19 protein-coding genes are annotated in these 20,755 nt (G+C 70.3%); 1 reads left to right on the top strand and 18 read right to left on the bottom strand.

The annotated features are described in order from the left end of the window. Nucleotides 1-133: 133 nt before the first annotated feature. From ACFP2T_RS45745 to ACFP2T_RS45655, 18 genes are all read right to left on the bottom strand, one after another. Entirely contained in the window at nt 134-1,225 is a 1,092-nt protein-coding gene (locus tag ACFP2T_RS45745; protein WP_377433757.1) for an ABC transporter substrate-binding protein, read from the bottom strand. 524 nt (nt 1,226-1,749) lie between these two features. Further along, on the bottom strand, nt 1,750-2,922 hold the full coding sequence (locus tag ACFP2T_RS45740; protein WP_377433756.1) for a DODA-type extradiol aromatic ring-opening family dioxygenase: 1,173 nt from the start codon (nt 2,920-2,922) through the stop codon (nt 1,750-1,752). 232 nt (nt 2,923-3,154) lie between these two features. After that, nucleotides 3,155-3,991 carry an SDR family NAD(P)-dependent oxidoreductase gene (locus ACFP2T_RS45735; protein ID WP_377433755.1) on the bottom strand — a complete coding sequence of 279 codons (837 nt, stop codon included), beginning with the start codon at nt 3,989-3,991 and terminating at the stop codon, nt 3,155-3,157. A 24-nt stretch (nt 3,992-4,015) separates the two neighbouring features. Continuing rightward, complete coding sequence (locus ACFP2T_RS45730; RefSeq protein WP_377433753.1) at nt 4,016-4,735, bottom strand: alpha/beta fold hydrolase; 720 nt, start codon at nt 4,733-4,735, stop codon at nt 4,016-4,018. Beyond that, nucleotides 4,732-5,970: a formaldehyde dehydrogenase, glutathione-independent gene (gene fdhA, locus ACFP2T_RS45725; RefSeq protein ID WP_377433750.1), complete on the bottom strand. Its 1,239-nt coding sequence runs from the start codon at nt 5,968-5,970 to the stop codon at nt 4,732-4,734. The genes ACFP2T_RS45730 and fdhA overlap by 4 nt, the downstream gene beginning before the upstream one ends. A gap of 77 nt (nt 5,971-6,047) precedes the next feature. Beyond that, the gene (locus tag ACFP2T_RS45720; RefSeq protein WP_377433748.1) at nt 6,048-7,085 is read right to left on the bottom strand and encodes a Rieske 2Fe-2S domain-containing protein; all 1,038 of its coding nucleotides are present in this window, start codon (nt 7,083-7,085) and stop codon (nt 6,048-6,050) included. Nucleotides 7,086-7,125: 40 nt separating this feature from the next. Beyond that, nucleotides 7,126-8,130 (bottom strand): PDR/VanB family oxidoreductase, encoded by a 1,005-nt coding sequence (locus ACFP2T_RS45715; RefSeq protein WP_377433745.1) that lies wholly within the window; start codon nt 8,128-8,130, stop codon nt 7,126-7,128. Nucleotides 8,131-8,388: 258 nt separating this feature from the next. Next, nucleotides 8,389-9,063, bottom strand: coding sequence for a response regulator (locus tag ACFP2T_RS45710; protein WP_377433743.1), 675 nt, complete (start codon nt 9,061-9,063; stop codon nt 8,389-8,391). Then, complete coding sequence (locus tag ACFP2T_RS45705) at nt 9,050-10,675, bottom strand: sensor histidine kinase (protein ID WP_377433741.1); 1,626 nt, start codon at nt 10,673-10,675, stop codon at nt 9,050-9,052. The genes ACFP2T_RS45710 and ACFP2T_RS45705 overlap by 14 nt, the downstream gene beginning before the upstream one ends. Before the next feature lie 150 nt (nt 10,676-10,825). Then, nucleotides 10,826-12,526, bottom strand: a complete 1,701-nt coding sequence (gene ilvD / locus ACFP2T_RS45700; RefSeq protein ID WP_377433738.1) for a dihydroxy-acid dehydratase — start codon at nt 12,524-12,526, stop codon at nt 10,826-10,828. Beyond that, complete coding sequence (locus tag ACFP2T_RS45695) at nt 12,523-13,992, bottom strand: FAD-dependent oxidoreductase (RefSeq protein WP_377433735.1); 1,470 nt, start codon at nt 13,990-13,992, stop codon at nt 12,523-12,525. Before ACFP2T_RS45695 ends, ilvD begins: the two co-directional genes overlap by 4 nt. A 108-nt stretch (nt 13,993-14,100) precedes the next feature. Further along, a complete protein-coding gene (locus ACFP2T_RS45690; protein ID WP_377433732.1) occupies nt 14,101-14,358 on the bottom strand; it encodes a hypothetical protein in 258 nt (85 codons plus the stop codon). Then, nucleotides 14,355-15,482: a hypothetical protein gene (locus tag ACFP2T_RS45685; protein WP_377433729.1), complete on the bottom strand. Its 1,128-nt coding sequence runs from the start codon at nt 15,480-15,482 to the stop codon at nt 14,355-14,357. Before ACFP2T_RS45685 ends, ACFP2T_RS45690 begins: the two co-directional genes overlap by 4 nt. Beyond that, nucleotides 15,479-16,015 (bottom strand): UGSC family (seleno)protein, encoded by a 537-nt coding sequence (locus tag ACFP2T_RS48200; RefSeq protein ID WP_465264300.1) that lies wholly within the window; start codon nt 16,013-16,015, stop codon nt 15,479-15,481. Before ACFP2T_RS48200 ends, ACFP2T_RS45685 begins: the two co-directional genes overlap by 4 nt. A 243-nt stretch (nt 16,016-16,258) precedes the next feature. Then, nucleotides 16,259-16,594, bottom strand: a complete 336-nt coding sequence (locus ACFP2T_RS45670; RefSeq protein WP_377433722.1) for a muconolactone Delta-isomerase — start codon at nt 16,592-16,594, stop codon at nt 16,259-16,261. A 100-nt stretch (nt 16,595-16,694) separates the two neighbouring features. Continuing rightward, a complete protein-coding gene (locus ACFP2T_RS45665; RefSeq protein ID WP_377433720.1) occupies nt 16,695-17,441 on the bottom strand; it encodes a 4-carboxy-4-hydroxy-2-oxoadipate aldolase/oxaloacetate decarboxylase in 747 nt (248 codons plus the stop codon). Next, nucleotides 17,438-18,172, bottom strand: a complete 735-nt coding sequence (locus ACFP2T_RS45660) for a PIG-L deacetylase family protein (protein ID WP_377433717.1) — start codon at nt 18,170-18,172, stop codon at nt 17,438-17,440. Before ACFP2T_RS45660 ends, ACFP2T_RS45665 begins: the two co-directional genes overlap by 4 nt. Nucleotides 18,173-18,500: 328 nt before the next feature. Then, nucleotides 18,501-19,709: an LLM class flavin-dependent oxidoreductase gene (locus tag ACFP2T_RS45655; protein WP_377433716.1), complete on the bottom strand. Its 1,209-nt coding sequence runs from the start codon at nt 19,707-19,709 to the stop codon at nt 18,501-18,503. Nucleotides 19,710-20,167: 458 nt separating this feature from the next. On the opposite strand from ACFP2T_RS45655, the gene ACFP2T_RS45650 reads away from it, so the two are divergent. Beyond that, nucleotides 20,168-20,698, top strand: coding sequence for a type 2 periplasmic-binding domain-containing protein (locus tag ACFP2T_RS45650; protein ID WP_377433713.1), 531 nt, complete (start codon nt 20,168-20,170; stop codon nt 20,696-20,698). Nucleotides 20,699-20,755 lie beyond the last annotated feature (57 nt).

The raw sequence follows: 20,755 nt of genomic DNA, 5'->3' as shown, positions 1-20,755 counted from the left end.
ATAGACCTTGCTCACCCCCGCCAGCTCAAGCTCCACCGGCCCCAACTCCGGCCGCGGCGGGGAGTCCGCCGCGGCCGTACCGTCATGTTGCACCGCTGCCCCTTGCCTCACGTCGGTGTTGCCTGGAATCGTTTCAGGATGCCTTCGGCGCGTAGTCGGCGGTCAACCACTGCGATGGGTCCTTGCCGGCAGGGACCAGCCCGGACTTGACCATCACGTCGTACGTCGACCGCCAGGTGTCCGGGTTGGTCTGTACGACCTTGTCGACCCCGTCCACGGTCCACGACTTTACGAAGAGCTTCAGCGCCTCCAGCGCGACCCCCGGGTCCTTGAAGGACGGGACCTGGTGCTTCGTGCCGATCAGCCGGATCGTCTCCTTGAAGTCGTTCTTCTCGTCGTCGACCATGAACCGGATCGCGTCGGCGATCGCCTGCAGGAACCGACGGATCTGATCCTGGTTCTCGGCCTGCGCCAGCTGCTCCTTCGAGGTGGCGTACGCCTGGCTGCCGGCGGTGATGACCGAACTGGGGGCGAAGGCCACGGCGTCCGGCTGCTGGGCCAGGACCGAGAGCGAGGTGTCCAGCGAGACGATGTAGCCGTCGATCCGGCCCGACTTCACCAACTCGAAGACCCCCGGAGCCAGCCCCACCACCTGCCGCTTCACCGACTCCTTCGGGATCCCGGCCGACGCGAGGACGAGGTCGAGGGTCTTCTCGCTGGTGCCACCCGTGGACGGCAGGCCCATCGTCGCGCCACGGAAGTCCTCTGGCTTCGTCAGCGGCTTCCGCTTGCTGGACATGAACCGCAGCAGGCCCTGCTTCTCCACCCCACCGAGGTTCACCAGCGGCGCGTTCTTGTCGGAGATCGCGGTGATCGTCTCGATGTCACCGAGCTTGGTCAGCAGCGCCGATCCGGCGATGACCGTCTGGATCGCCGGCGGCGAGCCCTGGGTGACCTCGAACTTGACGTTCAGTCCGTGCTTGGAGAAGTGGCCGCCGGTGTCGGCGAGCAGCTCAGGGGCGTTGGAGATACTGGGCAGCGGGATGACACTGAGGAACGTCAGGTCCTTCGATCCGCCGCCGGAACCGTCACCGCCGGAGTCGGAATCGTCGCCACACGCTGTCAACAACGGCACGCTGAGCCCGAGGGCGACGGCGCCGAGGAACGCGCGTCGGCTTTGCTGTAGCGGCAGGAGCCCACGGTTGCGGGGAGCCGAACTGGCCATTCGCTGTCTCCTATTGTTCTGTTGCCCAGGAAGGGGCAGCCAGGCCACCGGACCCGGTCATGGTCACCGAACGCCACCGGTATAGTGGCGGAAGATCCGAGCGGCCCTGCTGGTTTCACGGCAGGTTAGGGTCGTCGACTGCGGCACCGGCCACCGTCAACGGTTGCGCTGAGCGTCTTCCACACGCAGTTCAGGTTCACACTGGTGCGTTCACGGTTGTATCTGGTGTTGCCGCCGGCCCTGATCATGTCGATACCTGTTGCGTATCGCCCGACACCCCAGGTCGACCTGGACACTGACGCCGCCGTAACACGTTACGTCCAGGTAAAAATATGGAACCGCACCCGAGCGGTCGATACGCAAATGACGGGCCGCCATCGCCACGCCGGGTCGGTGCCGCTACGTCATTTGACTCGTAGCCCGGAACCTCCCTGGCACCGCCGTGGCCCGCTGCTACGTGGAAAAGCTGACGGGAGGTCGGGGCCCGGCCAGGCCCCGACCTCCCGTCAGCCGCCCCGTCTCTATCACCGGCTCCCGGCGCCGGATGCCGGCACGCCTGCCGGGGCGGTCGGCGGAGCGGCGTTCTGCTGTTCCAGGGCCACGACCTGCCGGGCGGAGAGCGCGAGGAGTGGGTGCGCGCCGACCGCCACGAGTTCGTCGAAGCCCTCGGCCAGCAGTGCCCGGCGTTCCGGATCGGTCAGTTCGGCTGCCCCTACGACGGCGGCCCGGTCCCGGACGAACTCCGCCCGGAAGCCCGGGTTCACGATGATCTGGTGCAGCAGCTTGTTCAGCGCGAAGCTGCTTGGCTCGGGGAACCTGTACCAGCGGTAGTCGTCCTGGGTGAAGACGTGCCCGCCGTAGCGCGGAACCGTCGGCTCGGGCGCCGCGACCGCCGGAGCGAGCGGCGGGATGAGCTGCACGACGCCGTGCCCGTGGTGCGACAGCGCCTGGTACGACAGCATCGAGGCGGGCATCTCGCCGGTGATCCCCAGCATCACGAACCAGGTCAGCAGCTCCCCCTCGCCCACCTCGTCGAGCTGCACCGGCGTCAGGTCGAGGAGTTCCTGCCAGCGGCCGGCGCCCACCTCCTGCAACACCCACTCGTCGAACGACAGTTGGGGGTCGTGGTAGCGCGCGGTACCGGGGAAGTGGGACATCCCGCCGCTGGCCAGCACGGCGACCCGTTCCGGCCGGGACGCGAGGACGTCGGCGATCGCCCGGCCCAGCGCGTAGCAGCGGCGTGGGCTCGGCAGCGGCGGAAGGTAGACGTTGACCAGCAACGGCACCACCGGGATCTGCCGGTCCTGCAGGACGTACTGCAACGGGGTGAGGAAGGCGTGCCCGAGCGTGCCCTCCTGGGAGAAGGTCATGTCGAAGTCGCGGGCCACCAGCCCCTTGAGCAGGTCCACTGCGATCTCGGTGTGCACCGGCACCTTCCGGTGCACCCGGCCGGCGTAGTCCGCCTCGGCGTGCTCCCCGACGAAGACGGTGAAGGTCGGCGCCGCACCGAGCCAGAACGTCTCCAGGTGGTCGAGACCGATCACCAGCAGGACGTCGGGCGACGTCTCGTCGAGTACCCGGCCCAGCCGGTGCAGCGCGTCCGTGCCCCGGTCGAGCTTCTCCAACTCCTCGTTCTGCGGCCGGCTGATCAACTGCGGCGCGTGTACGGCGGCAGCCGCCGCGACGATCTCAGCCATGGTGTCCCCCGGATGTGCGCCTCATGTCACAGTCCCTCCTGTCGGTCGTGCCCCACCGGATGGGCGTCGAGCCAGTCCCACATCGCCACCGGATCCGAGTCGTGGTGCCGTGCCCCGCAGAAACAGGTTCCGGTGAGCGTGGTCGACCCCGGGGTCCAGGTGGCCGAGAAACATTCCGCCGTCGCCCCGTCCGGCTCTCGGAGCCGCGTGCCGCCGTCGTCCTGCCGGGAAGTCATCGAAGCAGCCCTCCACCGTCGTACACCAATGTCTGGCCGGTCATCAACGCGGCGTCGTCGGAGGCCAGGTACGCGACCAGTCCGGCGAACCGTTCCGGGGTGACGTACTCCTGGATCGACTGCTGCCGCATGGTCCGTTCGAACACCTCGGGCGAGGAGTGCCGCGCGGTGCCGGGCGTCTCCACCTGGGCCGGTACGGCCGCGTTGACCGTGATCCGGTGCTCGCCGAGTTCCCGGGCCAGCACCCGGGTCATCCCCACCAGCGCGCCCTTGCTGGCGACATAGGCGAGCTGCCCCGGGCTGCCGGTGAAGAAGGTCCGGGACGCCACGTTGACGATCCGCCCCCGGTGCGGGCTCGCCCGGAGGTGGTCGAGGCAGGCCTGCACCATCAGCAGTGGCCCGACCGCGTTGACCTCGAAGTACCGCAGCATCTCGGCGCTGGTCGTGTTCGCCATGCCGGCCCGGCCGGAGAGCAGGCCGGCATTGTTCACCAGTACGTCGACCGGCCCCAGTCCGGCGGCGACGGCCTCGACCACCTCCGCCACGGCATCCGGGTCGGTGACGTCGCAGCACCAGGCCCGGAAGGCCGGCTCCCCTGTTCCGGCGAAGGCCAGCTCTCCGCCGCCGACCGCCCGGGTCGTCTCCTCGACCGGCAGTATGTCCAGCCCGGCCACCAGGGCACCGTCGTCGAGCAGGCGACGCGTGATCGCCCGGCCGAGGCCGCCACCGGCACCGGTCACCACCGCGACCCGGCCGCGCAGCCGGTCCGCGCCCCAGCTCCCACGCCCGGCCCGCGCCGCGTCCTCCGCGTCGTCCCGGCCGGCTCCGGACAAGTTCCGGCTGGCTCCGGACACGGCTTACCCGACCAGCCGCAGTAGCGCCTCGGCGAGCGCCTTCGGCGCGGTCACCATGGCCTCGTGACCGGTCGGCAGGTCGAGCACCGGCCAGCCGCGTGCCCGGGCCCGCTCCGCGTACGGGGTGAAGACCCGCATCCAGTCCACGCACTCGATGAACGCCCCGGGAACGTCGTCGACGGCCGCGCCGATCCGCACCGGCTCGACGTAGCTCCGCCAGGGGTGCGGGGTCAGCCGTGGGGTGAGCCAGTCCAGGTCACCCGGCTCGGTGACACCGAGGACCTGCAACGAGCGCGGCGGGATGAGCCAGCCGTGCCCGGGTCCCGCGACCGACTCCCGGTAGTGCCCGGCGATGTGGTCGGGCAGCAGGTCGATGGCGGCCTCGCCGTCGCTCGGCAGGAACGCGTCCAGGTACACCCGCTGGCGTACCCGGGTCGGCCGCCGGTCGGTGACGCCGGTGATCACCATTCCGGCATAGCTGTGCCCGACCAGCACCACGTCCCCGTCGTCGCCGTCGTCGCCGGTCTCGGCGTCGATCAGCCGGACCACGTCCTCGACGTGCGTCTCCAGGCCGACCAGTGGGCTGATCAGGTGGGCCCGGTCGCCGACTCCGGTCAGGGTCGGGGTCAGCACCTCGTGGCCCGCCGCGCGCAGCGCCGGGATGACCCGGCGCCAGCACCAGCCGCCGTGCCAGGCGCCGTGCACCAGCACGAACGTGCTCATCCGGCAGCCCCCGCCGACGTCGCGCCGACCAGGCCGTGCGGGTCGATCACGTATTTGCGGGCCGCGCCGCCGTCGAAGTCCGCGTAGCCCTGCGGCGCGTCGTCCAACGAGATCACGGTGGCCCCGACGACGTCGGCGATCGAGACCCGGTCGTGCAGGATCGCCATCATCAGGCTGCGGTTGTAGCGCATCACCGGACACTGGCCGGTGGTGAAGGAGAGCGACTTCGCCCAGCCGGTACCGAGGCTGAGGCTGAGCGATCCGCGTCGGGCGGGCTCGTCCACCGCGCCCGGGTCCGCGGTGACGTAGAGGCCCGGGATGCCGATGGCGCCGCCGGCCGCGGTCAGCTCCATCAGCGAGTTCAGCACGGTGGCCGGCGCCTCCTGCGCGGCTCCAGCGCCGTGCCCGCGCGCCTCGAAGCCGACCGCGTCGACGGCGGCGTCCACCTCGGGTACGCCGAGGAGCTGCTCGACCTGGTCCCTCGGGTCGCCGAGCGAGACGTCGACGGTCTCGAATCCGGCCCGCCGGGCGCGGTCGAGCCGCTCCGGAATGAGGTCACCGACGATCACCACGGCCGCGCCGAGCAACCGGGCACCGGCCGCGGCGGCGAGTCCGACCGGGCCGGCTCCGGCGACGTACACGGTGGAGCCCGGCCGGACCCCGGCGGTGACCGCGCCGTGGAAGCCGGTCGGGAAGATGTCGGAGAGCATCGTCAGGTCCAGGATCTTTTCCATCGCCTGGTCCCGGTCCGGGAACCGGAGCAGGTTCCAGTCCGCGTACGGCACCATCACGTACTCGGCCTGGCCACCGACCCAGCCGCCCATGTCGACGTAGCCGTACGCCGATCCGGGGCGGTCCGGGTTGACGTTCAGGCAGATCCCGGTCTTCCCCTCCTTGCAGTTGCGGCAGCGGCCGCAGGCGATGTTGAACGGCACCGAGCAGAGGTCGCCCACCTTGATGAACTCGACGTCGCGACCGACCTCGACGACCTCACCGAGGATCTCGTGGCCGAGCACCAGGTCCCGGGGGGCGCTGGTCCGGCCCCGCACCATGTGCTGGTCACTGCCGCAGATGTTGGTCGTGACGACCCTCAGGATGACGCCGTGCTGGCACTGCCGGCCGACGTTCGCCGGATTCACGCCCGGCCCGTCCCGGAGCTCCAGCGTCGGGTACGGAATATCCTGCACCTCGACCTTGCCCGGCTCGACGTACGCTACCGCCCGGTTGCCTGCCATCGGTCTCCCTCTCCCCTGCCTCGCTGGTCACCTGCTTGTCCCGCGTTGTCCGCCGGACGCCACCGCGCCCCGTGCCGCTATCTGGTTGCCGGTACGGCCCCGCCACTCTCCTCGGCCGCTTCGGCGGCCAGCATCTTCTGCAGTACCCGGCGCCCGCGCAACGCGGCGAGGTCGGACCGGATGCTCGACTCCACGGTCCGGCGCCGTTCGGTGGCGTACATCAGTTCCTGCACCTCGAGCGCGTCCACGTCCTCGCCCATCACCGAGAGCTGCTGCTCGTGCTGGAACGTGGTCAGTTCCGCGTCGTCGATCGCGTAGTCCCGGGCGAGCGCGTAGAAGTCGAGGCACTCGTTCTCGGTCGACGGGGTCATCCCGTACAGCACCTTCATGTGGAAGCCCTCGGGCTCCTCGGTACCCGTCGCGGCCAGCCGGATGTTCAGCAGGAACACCCCCGGCGGATGGAACTCGCCGTCCTGCCAACGGTCGACCAGACCGGTCAGGCCCATCGACTTCTCGTAGAACGGCGGTGCCTGCACCCCGACCATCCGGCGCTGGAAGAAGACCCTCGGACCGGAGGTGGTCACCTCGATCGGGGTGGCCGCGACCGCCGCGTTTCCGATCGTCGAGGGGTGCAGGAACGTCTCGTGCGACAGGTCGAGCAGGTTCTCCACCAGCAGCAGGTGCCGGGCCTTCAGCGGCAGTACGCCCTTGACGTGTGTCCAGTTCGGACTGGCCAGCCACGACGTGTCGGGCAGTTGGGACTCGTCCGCCCGGTCCGGGTCACCGGGCCAGATCCAGATGATGCCGTCGCGTTCGAGCAGCCGGAACCGACGGGTGGCGGCCCGGGGCTTGTCCTGCTGCTCGGCGACCCCGACGCAGGTACCCGTTCCGTCGAACCGGTAGCCGTGGTAGTTGCACTCCAACACGTCGCCGTCGAGCCGGCCGAGCGAGAGCGGGAACTTGCGGTGCGGGCAGCGGTCCTCGAGGGCGATCGGGGTGCCGTCCCCCAGCCGGTAGAAGCAGACCGGGTTTCCGGCGATCCACCGCTGGGTCAACGTACGTCCCACCTCGTCCGACCATGCGGCGAGGTACCAACCGTTCTGGACGTGTGGCATCAGGTCTCCTTGACAGTCTCGATGGTGCGTCGGGCGCACGTCACAGGTCGAGTACCAGCCGGTCGCCGAGGGCCCGGGAAACGCAGATCATCATCGTGTCGCCGGCCTCCTGCTCGTCCTCAGTCAGCAGCGAGTCCCGGTGCTCCGGCACGCCGTCGAGCACCGTCGTCTCGCAGGTTCCACAGATCCCCTCCGTGCAGGAGGAGAGGACGTCCACCCCGGCCTGCCGTACCGCGTCGAGGATGCTCGTCCCGGGCGGCACCGCGACGGTCAGGCCGGATCGCCGGCAGACCACCTCGATGCCGCCGTCCGGCTCCTCGACGGCCGGCTGCGGCACCGCGCTGAACCGTTCGACCCGCAGGCTGCCGGACGGCATCCCCTGACACCGGGACCGCATCGCGTCGATCAGCCCGGACGGTCCGCAGCAGTAGTACAGGGTGCCCGGTTCCTGTTCGGCCAGCACCGTGGCCAGGTCGAGCTGGCCGGACTCGTCCTCCGGGCGCGGTCGCACCCGGTCGCCGTACCCGCCGAGTTCTTCGAGGAAGGCCATTGAGGAGCGTCGGCGTCCGCCGTACCACAGCACCCAGGGTCGGCCGGCGCGTTCCGCGGCGTGGACCATCGGCAGTACGGGCGTGATCCCGACTCCGCCGGCGACGAAGACGTACCGTTCGGCGTCGACGAGCGGGAAGTTGTTCCGGGGGCCACGGAGGACGAGCTCGGTTCCCTCCACGGCGTGGTCGTGCAGCCACGCCGATCCGCCGCGTCCCGCCGGCTCGCGCAGTACGCCGATCCGCCAGCTTCCGGTCTCCCCCGGGTCGCCACAGAGCGAGTACTGCCGGACAATTCCGGTCGGCAGGAGGACATCGACGTGCGCTCCCGGCGTCCACTGTGGAAGTGGATCGGCCGTCGGGCGGACGAGGGTCAGTTCGAGGACGTCGTCGGCGACCGACCGGCGTCGGACGACGTCGACCGTGATCTCCTCGTCGGCGCCGGGCGACCCGATGCGTTGTCCGGAGTCGCCAGCGGTGCGCGCTGCGGGTGCCACCTGCGGAGGTGCCGCTGGTCCCACCTGCGGAGGTGCTACTGGTCCCACCTGCGGAGGTGCTGCTGGTCCCACCACCAACCAAGCCCCTCTCCCAGCCGGCAGGGGAGACTTCCTCCCCCGGCCCTGCCGAGATTAGGTCGACGGGACGGGCCCGGGCCTCACGCGAATGACGGCACCCGGCGGACACTCTGTAGCAGTGCGGCTACGTCATCCGTCGCATTCCGGTCAACGGCGTCCGCCGCGCTCAGGCCGGGAGGCTCAGTCCGATCCGGGCGGCGGCACCAGACCCTCCCGGATCGCGACCAGGGCGGCCTGGGTCCGGGACGTGAGGTTGAGCTTGCTGAGCACGTGGCTCACGTGGGTACGCGCGGTCCGCTCGCTGATCACCAACTTTTCGGCGATCTGCTGGTTGGACCGCCCCTCGGCCACCAGCGCCAGGATGTCCCGCTCCCGTGGGGTGAGGGCGGAGAGCCCGACGTCGCGGGAGACCATCTGCCGGGTCAGCCGTCGGGTCACCGCGGCGTCGAGGTGCACCTCGCCCCGGGCCGCCGCGAAGATGGCCTGCATGACCTCCTCCGGTTCGGCATCCTTGAGCAGATAGCCCGCGGCACCCGCCTGCAACGCAGTCTGGACCCGTTCCACCTCGCCGAAGCTGGTCAGCACGACGACCCGGACGTCCGGATAGCGGCGGGCGATCTCCCGGATCGCCGCTATCCCGTCCATCCGAGGCATGACCAGGTCCATCAGCACCACCTCGGGCAGCCGTTGCTCGGTCGCCAGCCGGGCGAGCCGGTCGAGCGCCTCCTGGCCGTCGCTGGCCTCGGCGACCACGTCGACCCCGTCGACCACCTCGAGGTAGGCCCGGAGACCTCGGCGGACCACGGTGTGGTCGTCCACCACGAGTACGCCGATCCCGGCGTCACGCTCGCTCAAACCTGCTCCTCGGATCGTGGTCGTCGGCGCCGGGCGCGCCAGCGGCCAGTAGTCGGGGGAAGACGGCCCGGACCTGGAAGCCTCCGCTGGACAGGCGGCCCGCTTCGAGGGATCCGCCCCAGCGCTCGGCGCGTTCCTTCATCGACACCAGTCCGAGGCCCAGCGTGTGGTTGCCGTGTCGGCCGTCGCCAGATCCGTCGTCCCGCACCTCGATGTCGAGGCGGTCGTGCAGCGGGCCGGTCACCTGGAGGCGGACCCATGCCGTACTCGCCTGCGCGTGTTTGACCACGTTGTGCAGGGCCTCCTGCACGATCCGGTACAGGTCCTCCTGCGCCTCCGCCGGCACCTCCTCCAGCGAATCGGGAAGTTCGATCATGATCCGCATGCCGGTACGGGCCTCGGTCGAGATCACGTGCACCCGGAGCACCTCCAGCAGGCCGACGTCGACCAGTTCGGCGGGGCGCAGCTCGAAGATCAGGTCACGGAGGTCCGCCAGGGCCGTCTTCGACAGTGTGATCAGCTCGTCCGCGATCGGGCCGAGATCGGTGACCACCGCCGGGGCACGCTGGTTGATCCTGGCGCGGAGCGCGGTGGACTGCATCCGCATGGAGAAGACCCGTTGCACCACCGAGTCGTGCAGGTCCCGGGCGAGCCGCTGGCGCTCCTCCCGCCGTACCTCGTCCCGGGAGGCGGCGAGCAGCCCGGCGTAGTCGACGGCCATCGCGGCCTGGTCGGCGATGGCGGCCAGGAACTCCAGCTCGGCCGGGCCGGGATCCTCGCCGGGGGTGAAGAAGGCGTTCAGCACGCCGACGCAGAGGTCGCGCGCCGACAGCGGCATGCTGACGAAGCTGTCCCAGTCGACCGCGCCCATGATCTCGTGCAACGGCTCCCAGGCGGGATCCCGCATGATGTCGGGCTTGCGATGCAGTACGACGATCGGTGCGCATCGGACGGCGGCCTCGAGCATCTTCAGCTCGGCACCCCGGCGGCGGCATTCCGCGAGCTTCTCGCTGAAGTTCTCGACGTTGAAGAACCCGGCTTCGCCCATCATCCGCAGTTCCCGTTCCTCGCCGTGCAGGGTGAGGATCTGCACGGCGGCCAGACCGGTGGACTCGAACACCGCCCTGGCCAGTGCGTCGAGGGTGGCGCTGAGTCGTCCCGCGTCCGCGACGCTCGACGCGGCGCGGGCCACCGCCGCCAGCCGCCGCTGCTGGCGACGCGCCTCGGTCACGTCGGTGATCGAGACGACGACACGCCTCGTGCCACCCACGTCGACCCAGGCGGCCCGGTACTGCAGCAGGCGTCGCCCGCCCGGACCGTCGAGGCTCACGGACGCGTCGTCCGGTCCGGGCTCCCGGCCCGGTACCCGCTCCGGGCGTCCCGGGGTGCTGTCCTCGATCGTGGTCAACTGCCACGGCCAGGGTCGACCCCGCAGTGCCGACGCCGACTCACCGAACATGACGGCCGCGGCGGGATTGAGCCACAGCACCCGGTGTCGCTCGTCGAGCACCGCCAGTCCGCCGGACGCGACCTGCCCGATGGCCTGGAGCAGAGCGAACTCCTGCCCCGCGACCACGGCTGCGGTGCCTTCCGGCGGTGACGTCGTCGTCATGATCCTTTCCTGCCGCGCCGAGCGGCTGTTGCCGCCTTGACCAGCGACAATTCCGTTCGATCAGAATATGGGGACCGTCAAGAGCCCACTCGCGACCGGCGTACGCCGCCGTACACCGCGCGCACAATCTCACCTTGGGTATGCATTGGGCTACTCTGCCGCAACACTTCGGGGTAGCCGGCCGCCCAGGGTGGCCCCCTCGGCCAGCGGGCCCACCTCCCGGGCGTAGACGGAGAGCCACCCGCAGCCGACGGCCGGTACGGGCGCCGGCAGCCGGTCCCGGCGCGCGGCCAGGGTCGCGTCGTCCACCAGGAGGTCGACGGTGCGTTCCCGGACATCCACGGAGATGAGGTCGCCGTTCTCGACCAGGCCGAGCGGCCCACCGGTGGCCGCCTCGGGCGCCACCTCGCCGACGACCAGGCCCTTGTTCACCAGGCCGGAGAGTTGACCGTCGGTGATCACCGCGACGTGCTCGCCCAGGCCGGCACCGTCGAGGGCGAAGACGAAGGCGGAGGTCAGCCCCATTCCCGGCGAGCCGCGCAGGCCGAGACCGCTCAGCACCAGCACCTCGCCCCGCTGGACCTCGCCCCGTTTGATCGCGGCCAGGCCCTCCTCACGGGAGGTGAAGACCCGCGCCGGTCCCCGGAACCGCAGCGGCGCGTCGTCGGCCACCGTACGCTTGATGATCGCTCCGTCCGGGGCCAGCGAGCCGCGTACCACCACGATGGCCGGATGCCGGGCCAGCGGGTTCTCCAATGGTCGGATGACGTCGGCGTCGGCCACCTCCACGCCGGCCAGCAGCTCACCGAGCCGGGGACCGGTGACCGTGGCCGCGTCGAGGCGCAGCAGCGGCGACAACTGTTTCAACAGCGCCGGTGTGCCCCCGGCGTCCTCGAACTCGTCGACGTGCCGGTCGCCGTTCGGCTTCACCCCGGTCAGCAGTGGCACCTCGCCGGCGAGTTCCTCGAAGAGGCCCGCGATGTCGACATCGCACTCCGCCTCCACGGCGACCGCCTGGAGGTGCTTGAGGGTGTTGACCGAGCCACTCACCGCGAGAATCGTCGTCACCGCGTTGCGGAAGGCGTCCGCCGTCAGGATCTCCCTCGGCCGGACGTCCTCGTCCACGAGTTCCACGATCCGTTCACCGGCCTGCCGGACCGCCCGCCACATCCGGTCGCCGTTGGCACGTACCGGAGTGCTGCCGGCCATCGACATGCCCAGCGCCTCGCAGGCGATGTGCATCGAGTTCGCGGTACCCATCCCGGCGCAGACCCCGGGTCCACCGATCGCGCACTCGCTCATCTCGCTGAGCTCGTCGACGGTGATCCGTCCGCTGGCGACGTGCCCCGCCCGCAGGAAGATGTCCTCGAAGTCGATGTGCTCGCCCCGGTACCGTCCGGTCGCCTGGTATCCGCAGGCCACCACGATGGTCGGAAGATTGAGCCGGCCCGCCGCCATCAGGTGCGCGGGCGCCGTCTTGTCACAGGACGCCAGGCAGACCATGCCGTCGAGCTGGGCGCCCTCGACCGCCACCTCGATGTCGTGCACGATCAGGTCCCGGGTCGGCAGGATGTACTGCCCGGCGCGGCCGGCACTGGTGATCGCGTCGCTCGGCGCGGCGGTCCGTACCTCGAAGGGCACCCCGCCGGCCGACCTGATCGCGGCCTTGAGCGGCGCCACGATGTCGTCGAGGTGGCTGAAGCAGCTCGCCAGGGCCGACGAGCTGTTCACAATGGCGATCTTCGGCTTGACCTCGTCCTCGGCGGTCAGGCCCATGGCCCGCCACTGGGCGCGGCGCATCGCCCACCGGGTGGTGCCCGGTTCGAAGTTGCTGCGTAGCTGGCGGGTCATCGGCGCTCCCCGGTAGCGGTCGACGTGGCCCTCCCGCCGGCGGCCGCAGCGGCGGCGGCCGTGGAATCCGGCGCTGCGGCGGCCGTGGAGTCCGGCGCTGCGGCGGTGTCCGGCGCCAGGTCGGTGCCGAGGTAGGCGCCGTCGTCGGCCAGCCGCTTCTGCAACGTCGCGATGTCGACGTCCCGGAGCGCGACGCCGGCCGACAGCGCGAGGTCGGCCGCCGTGCCGGCCGCCTGCCCCATCGCGAAGCACGGCCCGGTCACCCGGGCAGAGGACTGACCCCGTTGGGTCATCGACGCGCACCGGCCGGCGACGAACAGGTTCTCCACCACCTGCGGCAACATCATCCGGTACGGCAACTGGTTGAACCCCCGGGACGCCGCGTCGGCACGCGGGAACCGGAACTCGACGTCCCCGGCGACGTGTGCCTCCACCGGCCAGCCGTTTACCCCGATGGTGTCCGGGAAGTCGACGCAGTCGAGGATGTCGTCCTCGGTGAGCTGGTACGGGCCGACGATGCGCCGCGTCTCCCGGATGCCGATCTGCGGTGAGAGGTCGACGACGTACGAGTCCTCGAAGCCCGGCGTGTGGTCCCGGATGAAGGCGAAGGCGTCGCGTACCTGCCGGCGGCCCTGGATCTCGCCATGGGTCAGCCCGTCGATGTCGGTGCCGTCCACCGCACTGCCGTCCGGGTTGCTCAACTGGGTCAGGTTGGCCCGCCACTCCAACGGGTTCCGCTGGGGTCGGACGATCGGCTTCTTCCGGGGGAAGGTGTGCGTTCCGGCCCGCTCCGCCTCGTCCATCAGCCGGGCGACCGTCTTCCACGCCTCACCGGCGCGCCCGGCGTCGACGCCGTTGATCCGGAACATCAGCGAGGGGTAGAGAAGCTTCGCCGACACCTCGTACGGCGCTCCGGACCAGGCGGCGAGGTCCCCGTCCCCGGAGGCGTCGACGAACACCCGACCCCGGATCGCGCTCCGGCCCGACTTCGACTCGATGATCACGGCGTCGATCTCGGTCGGGCTGGCCATCGACACCCCGACCGCCGTCGCGTGGAAGAGCAGGTTCCCGCCGCCGGCCAGGACCAGGTCGTCGGCGGCCATCTTGTACGCCGAGATGTCGAACGCCTGCGCCATGATCCGGTCGGCGACCGAGAGGTGCGGGGCGTTCAGCCCATCCATCCGTTCCAGGCGATCCAGCAGCTCGTCGGTCAGTCCCCGGATGACCCGCTGGTGCTCGCCGTGGACCCGGGCGTGCAGGCCGCAGAACGTACTCAGTCCGCCCATCGTGCCGGCTCCACCGAGGAAGCCGTACCGCTCCAGCAGAATGGTCGAACGGCCGGTACGCGCCGCCGCCGCGGCGGCCATCAGGCCCGCAGGTCCGCCGCCGACCACGACCACGTCGTACTCGCCGCGCACCGGGGTGGCCCGCTCCGGTTCGCGGATATGGGTGTCTCCGACTGCCATGGATCGCCTTTCGCACGGGTGGTGGTGGCCGGTGAGCTGCCGGCGGTCAGTGGTCGGCGGTCAGTGGTCGGCGTACCCGCTCGGGGTGACCGCGCGGCCCGCAGCGCGTCAGTGGTCGGCGGGCAGCTCCACCCGACCGATCCGGTAGCCGGTCCCTTCCAGGGCACTGTCGAGGATGGCCTGCATCACCGGAGCCGGCACGAGGCATTCCGCGCAGGCGTCGGCGGTCGCGGCGACCCGGAAGGTGACCGCACCCTCCCCGTCCAGCTCCCAGGCCGCGGCGTAGCCGTCCCGGGCCAGCACCGTCACGGTGTCGGCGAACGCGGCCTCCAGGGCCGGATCCGTGGCAGTCTGCTCAGTGGTCATGACACATCCTTCACTCTGGCGGTGGCCGGGGGGCCACCTCGGGGTCCGAACGTCTCGGCGACCGCCGAGACGCCAGCGTTTGAGGCACCGGCGACGACGACCACGACCGCCTCCGGCGAGTTGAGCACCCGGACCTGGTCGGTCTCCCCGTCCAGCACCGCGTCCGGATGCTCCCGGGGGATCCGCCACCGGGTGTTGCGGGACACCGCACCCTTGCCGACCGAGTCCAGCGTGGCCCGGCTGTGCACCGCCCTGTCGAAGAGTGCCTGGCGGACGTCCGCTTTGGACATTCCCGCCCGGGCCAGCAGGTTCGCGTGCTCCGGCCCCAGTACGACACACGCGCTGATGGTCTCGTGCACGAGCGCCCCGGTCCGGGCGACGGTGTTGGCGAGGTCGTTCAGAAGCTGGTCCGACTCGATCGTGTGCCGGGCCTCGATGTGCACCACCGATCGGGTCATCATCGCCGTCACCGCGCTCTGTCCGTCCTCGAAGCCGAGGTCGGTGTGCAGCGCGGGCCAGGGACTCTCCTCCTCGTTCTCCGCGATGCAGCAGGTGTACTTCGCCGGCGTTCCCTGGGTCGCCTGGTCGAGCACGTGCGGACGCAGCCCGAACGCGTTGATGGCGGTCAGCCGGATCGCCCGGCCGATCGTCGCGTTCGCCCGGAAGCCCGAGCCGAAGATGTTGCCTCGGCTGTTGATGTCCAGCCGTTCCCGGGCCGGCCCGTTCACGATCAGGAAGGTGCCGTTTCCGGTCGTGCTCTGCCAGATGCCCTTGCCGGCGTACCCCTCCTCGGCCAAAGCCGCCCAGGCCGCGAGCACCACCGGAAAGTACTCGGGACGGCAGCCGGCCATGGCCGCGTTGACGGCGGCGAGGCGTACCGAGCAGGTGCGGTTGAGGTGCGGCATGGCAAAAATCGTCTCGTCGGGATCCTGGTCCACCTGGGCGAGGAACTCGGCGAGCAGGCTCTCCGAGCACGGCACCACGGGCAGGCCGTCGGTCCAGCCCTGCTCGTAGTAGTGCTCGATCACCTCGCGCGCCGCCACCGGGTCGAACGCCGACGGCGCTGCCGGTGGCGGCTGGTCCGCGCCGCCGTCGATCCCGGACGGGGCAGCGGTGGTCGTCACTGCTCCACCCCCAGGATCCTCAGCAGCCGGGGCAACATCGTCCGAACCCTCTCCTTCACCTCGGGCAGCGTCAGGCTCGCCACCGGATGTGGAACCGTCACGTACTCGAACCCGGGGAACCCGAGCGCCTTGGCCATCGCGTCGGCCGGCACCCGGAAGGCGTCGGTGCAGATGCTCACCGTCGGGATCCCGGCGCGTTCGAGCAGAACTCCGTCGGCCAAACTGGCCGCGCTGCAGGAGCCTCAATCACCGACCGCCGCGACGGCGAAGTCGCACTCCTGGACGATTCGCTCGATCTGGGTCTGCTCCACCGGAGTGCCGAAGTAGGGCTTGGTGTAGAGGACGAATTCGCGGAGGCCGTATCCGTGCTGAAGTTGCTCGCCGAGTTCCTGAAGCAGGACGGCGGCATTCGGCTTGGTATTGTTCAGCAGACCGAGGGTCCGGCCACGCAGTGTGCCCGGTCGGGGTGCCAAGGTGGTATTCGAGGTCAGATCACCGTTACCGGTGGGGTCGATCAGTGGTTCCACTGCCATTGTGGTGACGTCCTCCCGGATCCCTCGGAATCGATTCCCGTCCGAACGTTCCACACCGTTGTCGGGCGGGCGGGAATGGCACACCTCGGCGAATGCGCCGAAGTGTGCGACACCATCGCCGTCCGTCGGCGTCAAGATAGAAAATATGGAATACGCGGGGCCCGGGTCGATACGCAAATGACGGGCCGTCGTGGCCGATCGGGACGGGTCCGGGTACGTCATTTGACGCACCCGGGAACCCGCCTACGGCCTGTCGGTGGCCGAGCCCGTCGTCGGCGCGGTCGGTGCCACCGGCGGCGTCTTCCGCTCCTGCGGGTGGACCGCCAGCGGCTGGATCTCGATCTCCAGCCACGGAAACATCGGCAGCGACGACAGTGCGTCGTGCAGTGCGGTCGCGTCGTCGGCCTCGTACAGCCCGATCGCGTGCTGGGTGCCCGGCACCCGCCACAACCTGCGCAGAATGCCCGCCTCTCGCAGCTCCTGCGCGACGCGGCGTTCCTTCGGGCGCAGTTCCTCACGGAGCCGACGGGACTCCTCGTCCGCCGGCATCCGGTTCAGTTGTCGTACCAGAAACTCCATCAGGCAGGTTCCTCGATCATGCTGGTGCCGACCGGCGTTCCGGCATCCCCGGTGTCGGTCGGCGAGCTGGTGAGAAGCACGTGCTGGTCGGTGAGCAGCGTCAGGAGGCTTCCTGACCGGCCGATCCGCCGTCTGCTGATCCCTCGTCTGGCGAACCACCATCGGTCGCGTCGACGTACCGGACGCCGAGCCGGTCCAGCAGCGGGCGGAGGTGGTACATGTCCAGGCCGAGTACGCCGTCAGCCAGTTGCCGACGCTTCTCCTCCTCCTTGGCCTGCCGATCGGTTCCCGCCGCGGCGACCGCCTGGGCCCGCTCGCGCGGCACCACCGCGACCCCGTCGTCGTCCGCCACGATCACGTCGCCGGGCCGTACGTACGCACCGCCGATGACCACCGGCACGTTCACCGAGCCGGGGCTCGCCTTGACCGTGCCCTGCGCGGAAACTGCCCGTGACCACACCGGGAACCGCATCTCGGTCAACTCGGCCACGTCCCGGCAGCCCGCCTCGATGACGAGGCCGAGCACCCCACGGGCGCGCAGCGAGGTGGCGAGCAGTTCGCCGAAGGCGCCGTCGGTGGTCGGCGAGGTGAAGGTCACCACGAGGACGTCGCCGGGCCGGGTCTGTTCGACCGCCGCGTGGATCATCAGATTGTCGCCAGGCTGGGCCGAGACGGTGACCGCCCGGCCGGCGATCCGGGCGCCGGGGTAGATCGGCCGGAGCAGGTGGCCGAGCAGCCCGGTACGCCCCTGCGCCTCGTGCACGGTGGAGACGCCGAGTTCGCCGAGCCGCTTGACCGCATCGGTCGGCGGCGCGACATCGGTCCGGACGATGACGTGGCTGCTCACAGGAGTTCGTCTCCGACGACCGGGAACACCCGCTGGAATGCCTCGGCGTGGGTGATCGACCGGGCACCGCCGTTGCGGACCGCCTGCACACCGCGCCGGACGCCGAGGTCGGTGTAGTACGCGACCAGATGGCCCTGCGCCCCCATGATCCGCATCGCCTCGACCTTTCGGTCGAAGACCTCGGAGATGTCGAGCAGCAGGTTCGGTACGAAGCCGCACTGTTCCGGCTGGTGGGGCTCGAACTGCAGCACCTGCGCCGCCCCGATCGGCTGGCTGGAGCGGTCGTGTCCCGCGGCTTGGGCGATCATCCGGGACCGGAGCACGATCTCGTGGGTGAGCGAGTGGTCGAGGTTGTACGGGTCCTTGGCGGGATGGGTGATGATCATGGAGGGGTTCACCCGCCGGATGGTCGCGGTCACGCTGTCGTAGAGCGCGTCGGTCGGGCGAAGCGGGTAGTCCCCCGCGTCGAGGAACTCGATCTCGGCACCGAGGACCTTCGCCGCCCGGCCCGCTTCGTCCCGTCTCGCCTCCTTGACCCGTTCGAGGGTCATCCCGGGCTGCTTCCACAACCCTTGCGATTCTCCCTTTTCGCCGAAGGTAAGGCAGAGCACGTGCACCTGCTGACCCCGGGAGGCGCTCAGTGCGACGGCACCACCAGCCCGCCAGACGAAATCGGCGGCGTGCGCGCTTACCACAAGGACCGGTCCTCGACCGATCGCAGACGCTGTCATCGACAATCCTTTCCGAGCGGTTCCGCGAACGCGCCCGTCAGGTCGCGCCGGATCCCGCCATGCTGTCGGAGGCAGACCGATCATAGGTCTGGGCGACACCATTGCCAATAACATTGTCAACAATCTCCGCTCGCTCCCGCGCCTCGCGCGGGGACGGCGATCAGTTCACAATGCCAGCCGACGAGAGGGTACGCTCGCGGGCCGCGACACTGAAATGGCCGATATCCGCGGCACGGTTGGCGCGGCAACGTACGGGACCAGGCGACCGGTTAGGATAGATCGACTCCCGTCGATGATGAGAGCGACAACACCACGTCGGCAGGTCGGGTTACCGGTCCACTGTCGCCACTCGACCCGGCGATCCGCCATTGCCGGCCGGACCGGATCCCCCGCTCGACGCCGCGAACGGGACGTCGGCGACCGTGGCAGCCGACTCGCCGTGCGGGTGCCGCCACAGTCCACGACGACGCAGAATCGGCAGCACCCCCTCGCCGAACCAGTACGCCTCCTCCACGTGCGGGTGCCCGGAGAGGATGAACTCGGTGATCCCGAGGTCGTGGTACTCCGCGATCCGGTCGGCGACCTCGGTGTGGCTACCGACCAGCGCCGTACCCGCGCCGCCCCGGACCAGGCCGACTCCCGCCCAGAGGTTCGGCGACACCTCCAGGCCGTCGCGGGATCCGCCGTGTAGTGCGAGCATCCGGCGCTGCCCCTCGGACTCGCTGCGCCCGAGCCCGGCCTGTACGGCCCTGATGTCGGACTCGGCGATTCCGGCGAGGAGTCGTTGCGCCTGCGCCCAGGCCGCCTCCGAGGTGTCCCGGGAGATGACGTGCAGCCGGATCCCGAACCGCAGTTCCCGCCCGGCCTCGGCGGCCAGCCCGCGAATCCAGGCCAGCTTCTCCGCCACCTGTGCCGGCGGCTCGCCCCAGGTGAGGTAGACGTCGCTGTGGCGTACGGCCACCGGGCCGGCGGCGGCCGACGAGCCACCGAAGTAGATCGGCGGGGCGGGCTCGGGTACCCGGCTCAACCGGGCCTCCTCGACCCGCAGGTGCGTACCGGTGTGCGTCACGGTCTCGCCCCGCCACAGCCCCCGTACGACGTGCAGGAACTCGTCAGCGCGGGCGTACCGGGCGTCCTTGTCGAGGAAGTCGCCGTAACCGCGCTGCTCGTGCGACTCGCCGCCGGTGACGACGTTGAGCAGCAGCCGTCCTCGGGACAGTCGCTGGAAGGTGGAGGCCATCTGGGCGGCCAGGGTCGGCGACGTCAGGCCGGGCCGGAACGCCACCAGGAACTTGAGTCGCTCGGTGACCTCGGTGAGCATCGCGGTGGCCAGCCAGGCGTCCTCGCACCACGCGCCGGTCGGGGTGAGCGCGCCGACGAACCCGAGTTGCTCAGCGGTCCGGGCGATCTGGCCGAGGTACGCGACGGTGGCCGGTCGGGCACCTCCGGCGGTCCCCGCCGGCAGGCCGTGGCCGCCGCCGACGATGTCGCGGCTGTCGCCGTAGGTGGGCAGGAACCAGTGGAAGGTGAGCGTCATGGTCTCTCTCCAGATGCGGATGTGCGGCTGCGGATCTGCTCGGCTGACGGGATGGGCGGCGGGGGCCATTCGATCTCCGACCTCTACACTCTATCCACAAATCCTATCGGTTTAGTAGGCTGTCTTTCGGAGCCGCTCCAACGGCCCCGGATCGATCCGGCGCGCCCGGACGCGGTCCGACATGGAACGTGGCCCGCCGCTGACCGAACACGGTCCGCGCAGGTCGAACGCCGGTCCGCCGCCGCACCGGCGTCTCCGCCCTACCCAGACCAGCCGCCTCCGAGACCCGCCGGATCCGACAACGGCCGGTTCCACGACCCGCCGTACCCGATACCAGCTTCACCCGGTACCGGCCTTGTCCGAGACCGGCCACGTCCGAAACCAGCCATGCCCGAAACCAGCCATGCCCGAAACCAGCCGGCCCAGCCGGACGGAATCCATCCCCCAGGAGCATCCCCATGTCCCACCCCGCCCGGAGCCTGCGCGACCGTTCTCGATCCCTGTCCCACGCCGCGCGGGGGCGCCGTGCCTTCCTCGCGGGCCTGCTCGCCGTGGCCCTGACGGCGACCGGAGCGACCGCCGGATGCGGCGGCGACAGCGCCGACGCCGGCGCCGACGCCGGGAAGTTGCTGGTCGGATACCAACGCTTCGGCGGGCTGAGCCTGGTGAAGGCCCGCAGCGCGGCGCCGGACGCGACCTGGTCACTGTTCGAGAGCGGGCCGGCGCTGACCGAGGCGCTCAAGGCCGGCGCGATCGACATCGGCCAGGTCGGCGAGGCACCACCGATCTTCGCCGCCGCCGGCAAAATCAAGTTCCGGATCATCGGTACGTCGGAACCGGTGCCACAGGGCGAGGCGGTCCTGGTCAAGGAGTCCAAGGGCTTCCGCAGCTTCGCCGACCTGAAGGGCAGGACCGTCGCCCTGAACAAGGGATCGAACGTCAACTGGCTGCTGGTCCGGCTGCTCGAGGCGCATCACATGACACTCTGAGGTACCCCCGGTTTCATGGAGTTCTTTGATCATGGTCTGATGGCCATGGGAAGGAAC

The sequence above is a fragment of the Plantactinospora solaniradicis genome (assembly GCF_042658085.1).
Lineage (GTDB): Bacteria > Actinomycetota > Actinomycetes > Mycobacteriales > Micromonosporaceae > Plantactinospora > Plantactinospora solaniradicis.
The sequence above is the reverse complement of the archived record's forward strand: the minus strand, read 5'-3'. Positions and strand labels throughout refer to the sequence as shown.

What these genes read in the sequence shown, in the direction of transcription:
- ACFP2T_RS45745 (WP_377433757.1), bottom strand. Translation starts at nt 1,225, where the DNA reads ATGGCCAGTTCGGCTCCCCGCAACCGTGGGCTCCTGCCGCTACAGCAA.
- ACFP2T_RS45740 (WP_377433756.1), bottom strand. Translation starts at nt 2,922, where the DNA reads ATGGCTGAGATCGTCGCGGCGGCTGCCGCCGTACACGCGCCGCAGTTG.
- ACFP2T_RS45730 (WP_377433753.1), bottom strand. Translation starts at nt 4,735, where the DNA reads ATGAGCACGTTCGTGCTGGTGCACGGCGCCTGGCACGGCGGCTGGTGC.
- fdhA (WP_377433750.1), bottom strand. Translation starts at nt 5,970, where the DNA reads ATGGCAGGCAACCGGGCGGTAGCGTACGTCGAGCCGGGCAAGGTCGAG.
- ACFP2T_RS45720 (WP_377433748.1), bottom strand. Translation starts at nt 7,085, where the DNA reads ATGCCACACGTCCAGAACGGTTGGTACCTCGCCGCATGGTCGGACGAG.
- ACFP2T_RS45705 (WP_377433741.1), bottom strand. Translation starts at nt 10,675, where the DNA reads ATGACGACGACGTCACCGCCGGAAGGCACCGCAGCCGTGGTCGCGGGG.
- ilvD (WP_377433738.1), bottom strand. Translation starts at nt 12,526, where the DNA reads ATGACCCGCCAGCTACGCAGCAACTTCGAACCGGGCACCACCCGGTGG.
- ACFP2T_RS45695 (WP_377433735.1), bottom strand. Translation starts at nt 13,992, where the DNA reads ATGGCAGTCGGAGACACCCATATCCGCGAACCGGAGCGGGCCACCCCG.
- ACFP2T_RS45690 (WP_377433732.1), bottom strand. Translation starts at nt 14,358, where the DNA reads ATGACCACTGAGCAGACTGCCACGGATCCGGCCCTGGAGGCCGCGTTC.
- ACFP2T_RS45670 (WP_377433722.1), bottom strand. Translation starts at nt 16,594, where the DNA reads ATGGAGTTTCTGGTACGACAACTGAACCGGATGCCGGCGGACGAGGAG.
- ACFP2T_RS45660 (WP_377433717.1), bottom strand. Translation starts at nt 18,172, where the DNA reads ATGACAGCGTCTGCGATCGGTCGAGGACCGGTCCTTGTGGTAAGCGCG.
- ACFP2T_RS45655 (WP_377433716.1), bottom strand. Translation starts at nt 19,709, where the DNA reads ATGACGCTCACCTTCCACTGGTTCCTGCCCACCTACGGCGACAGCCGC.
- ACFP2T_RS45650 (WP_377433713.1), top strand. Translation starts at nt 20,168, where the DNA reads ATGTCCCACCCCGCCCGGAGCCTGCGCGACCGTTCTCGATCCCTGTCC.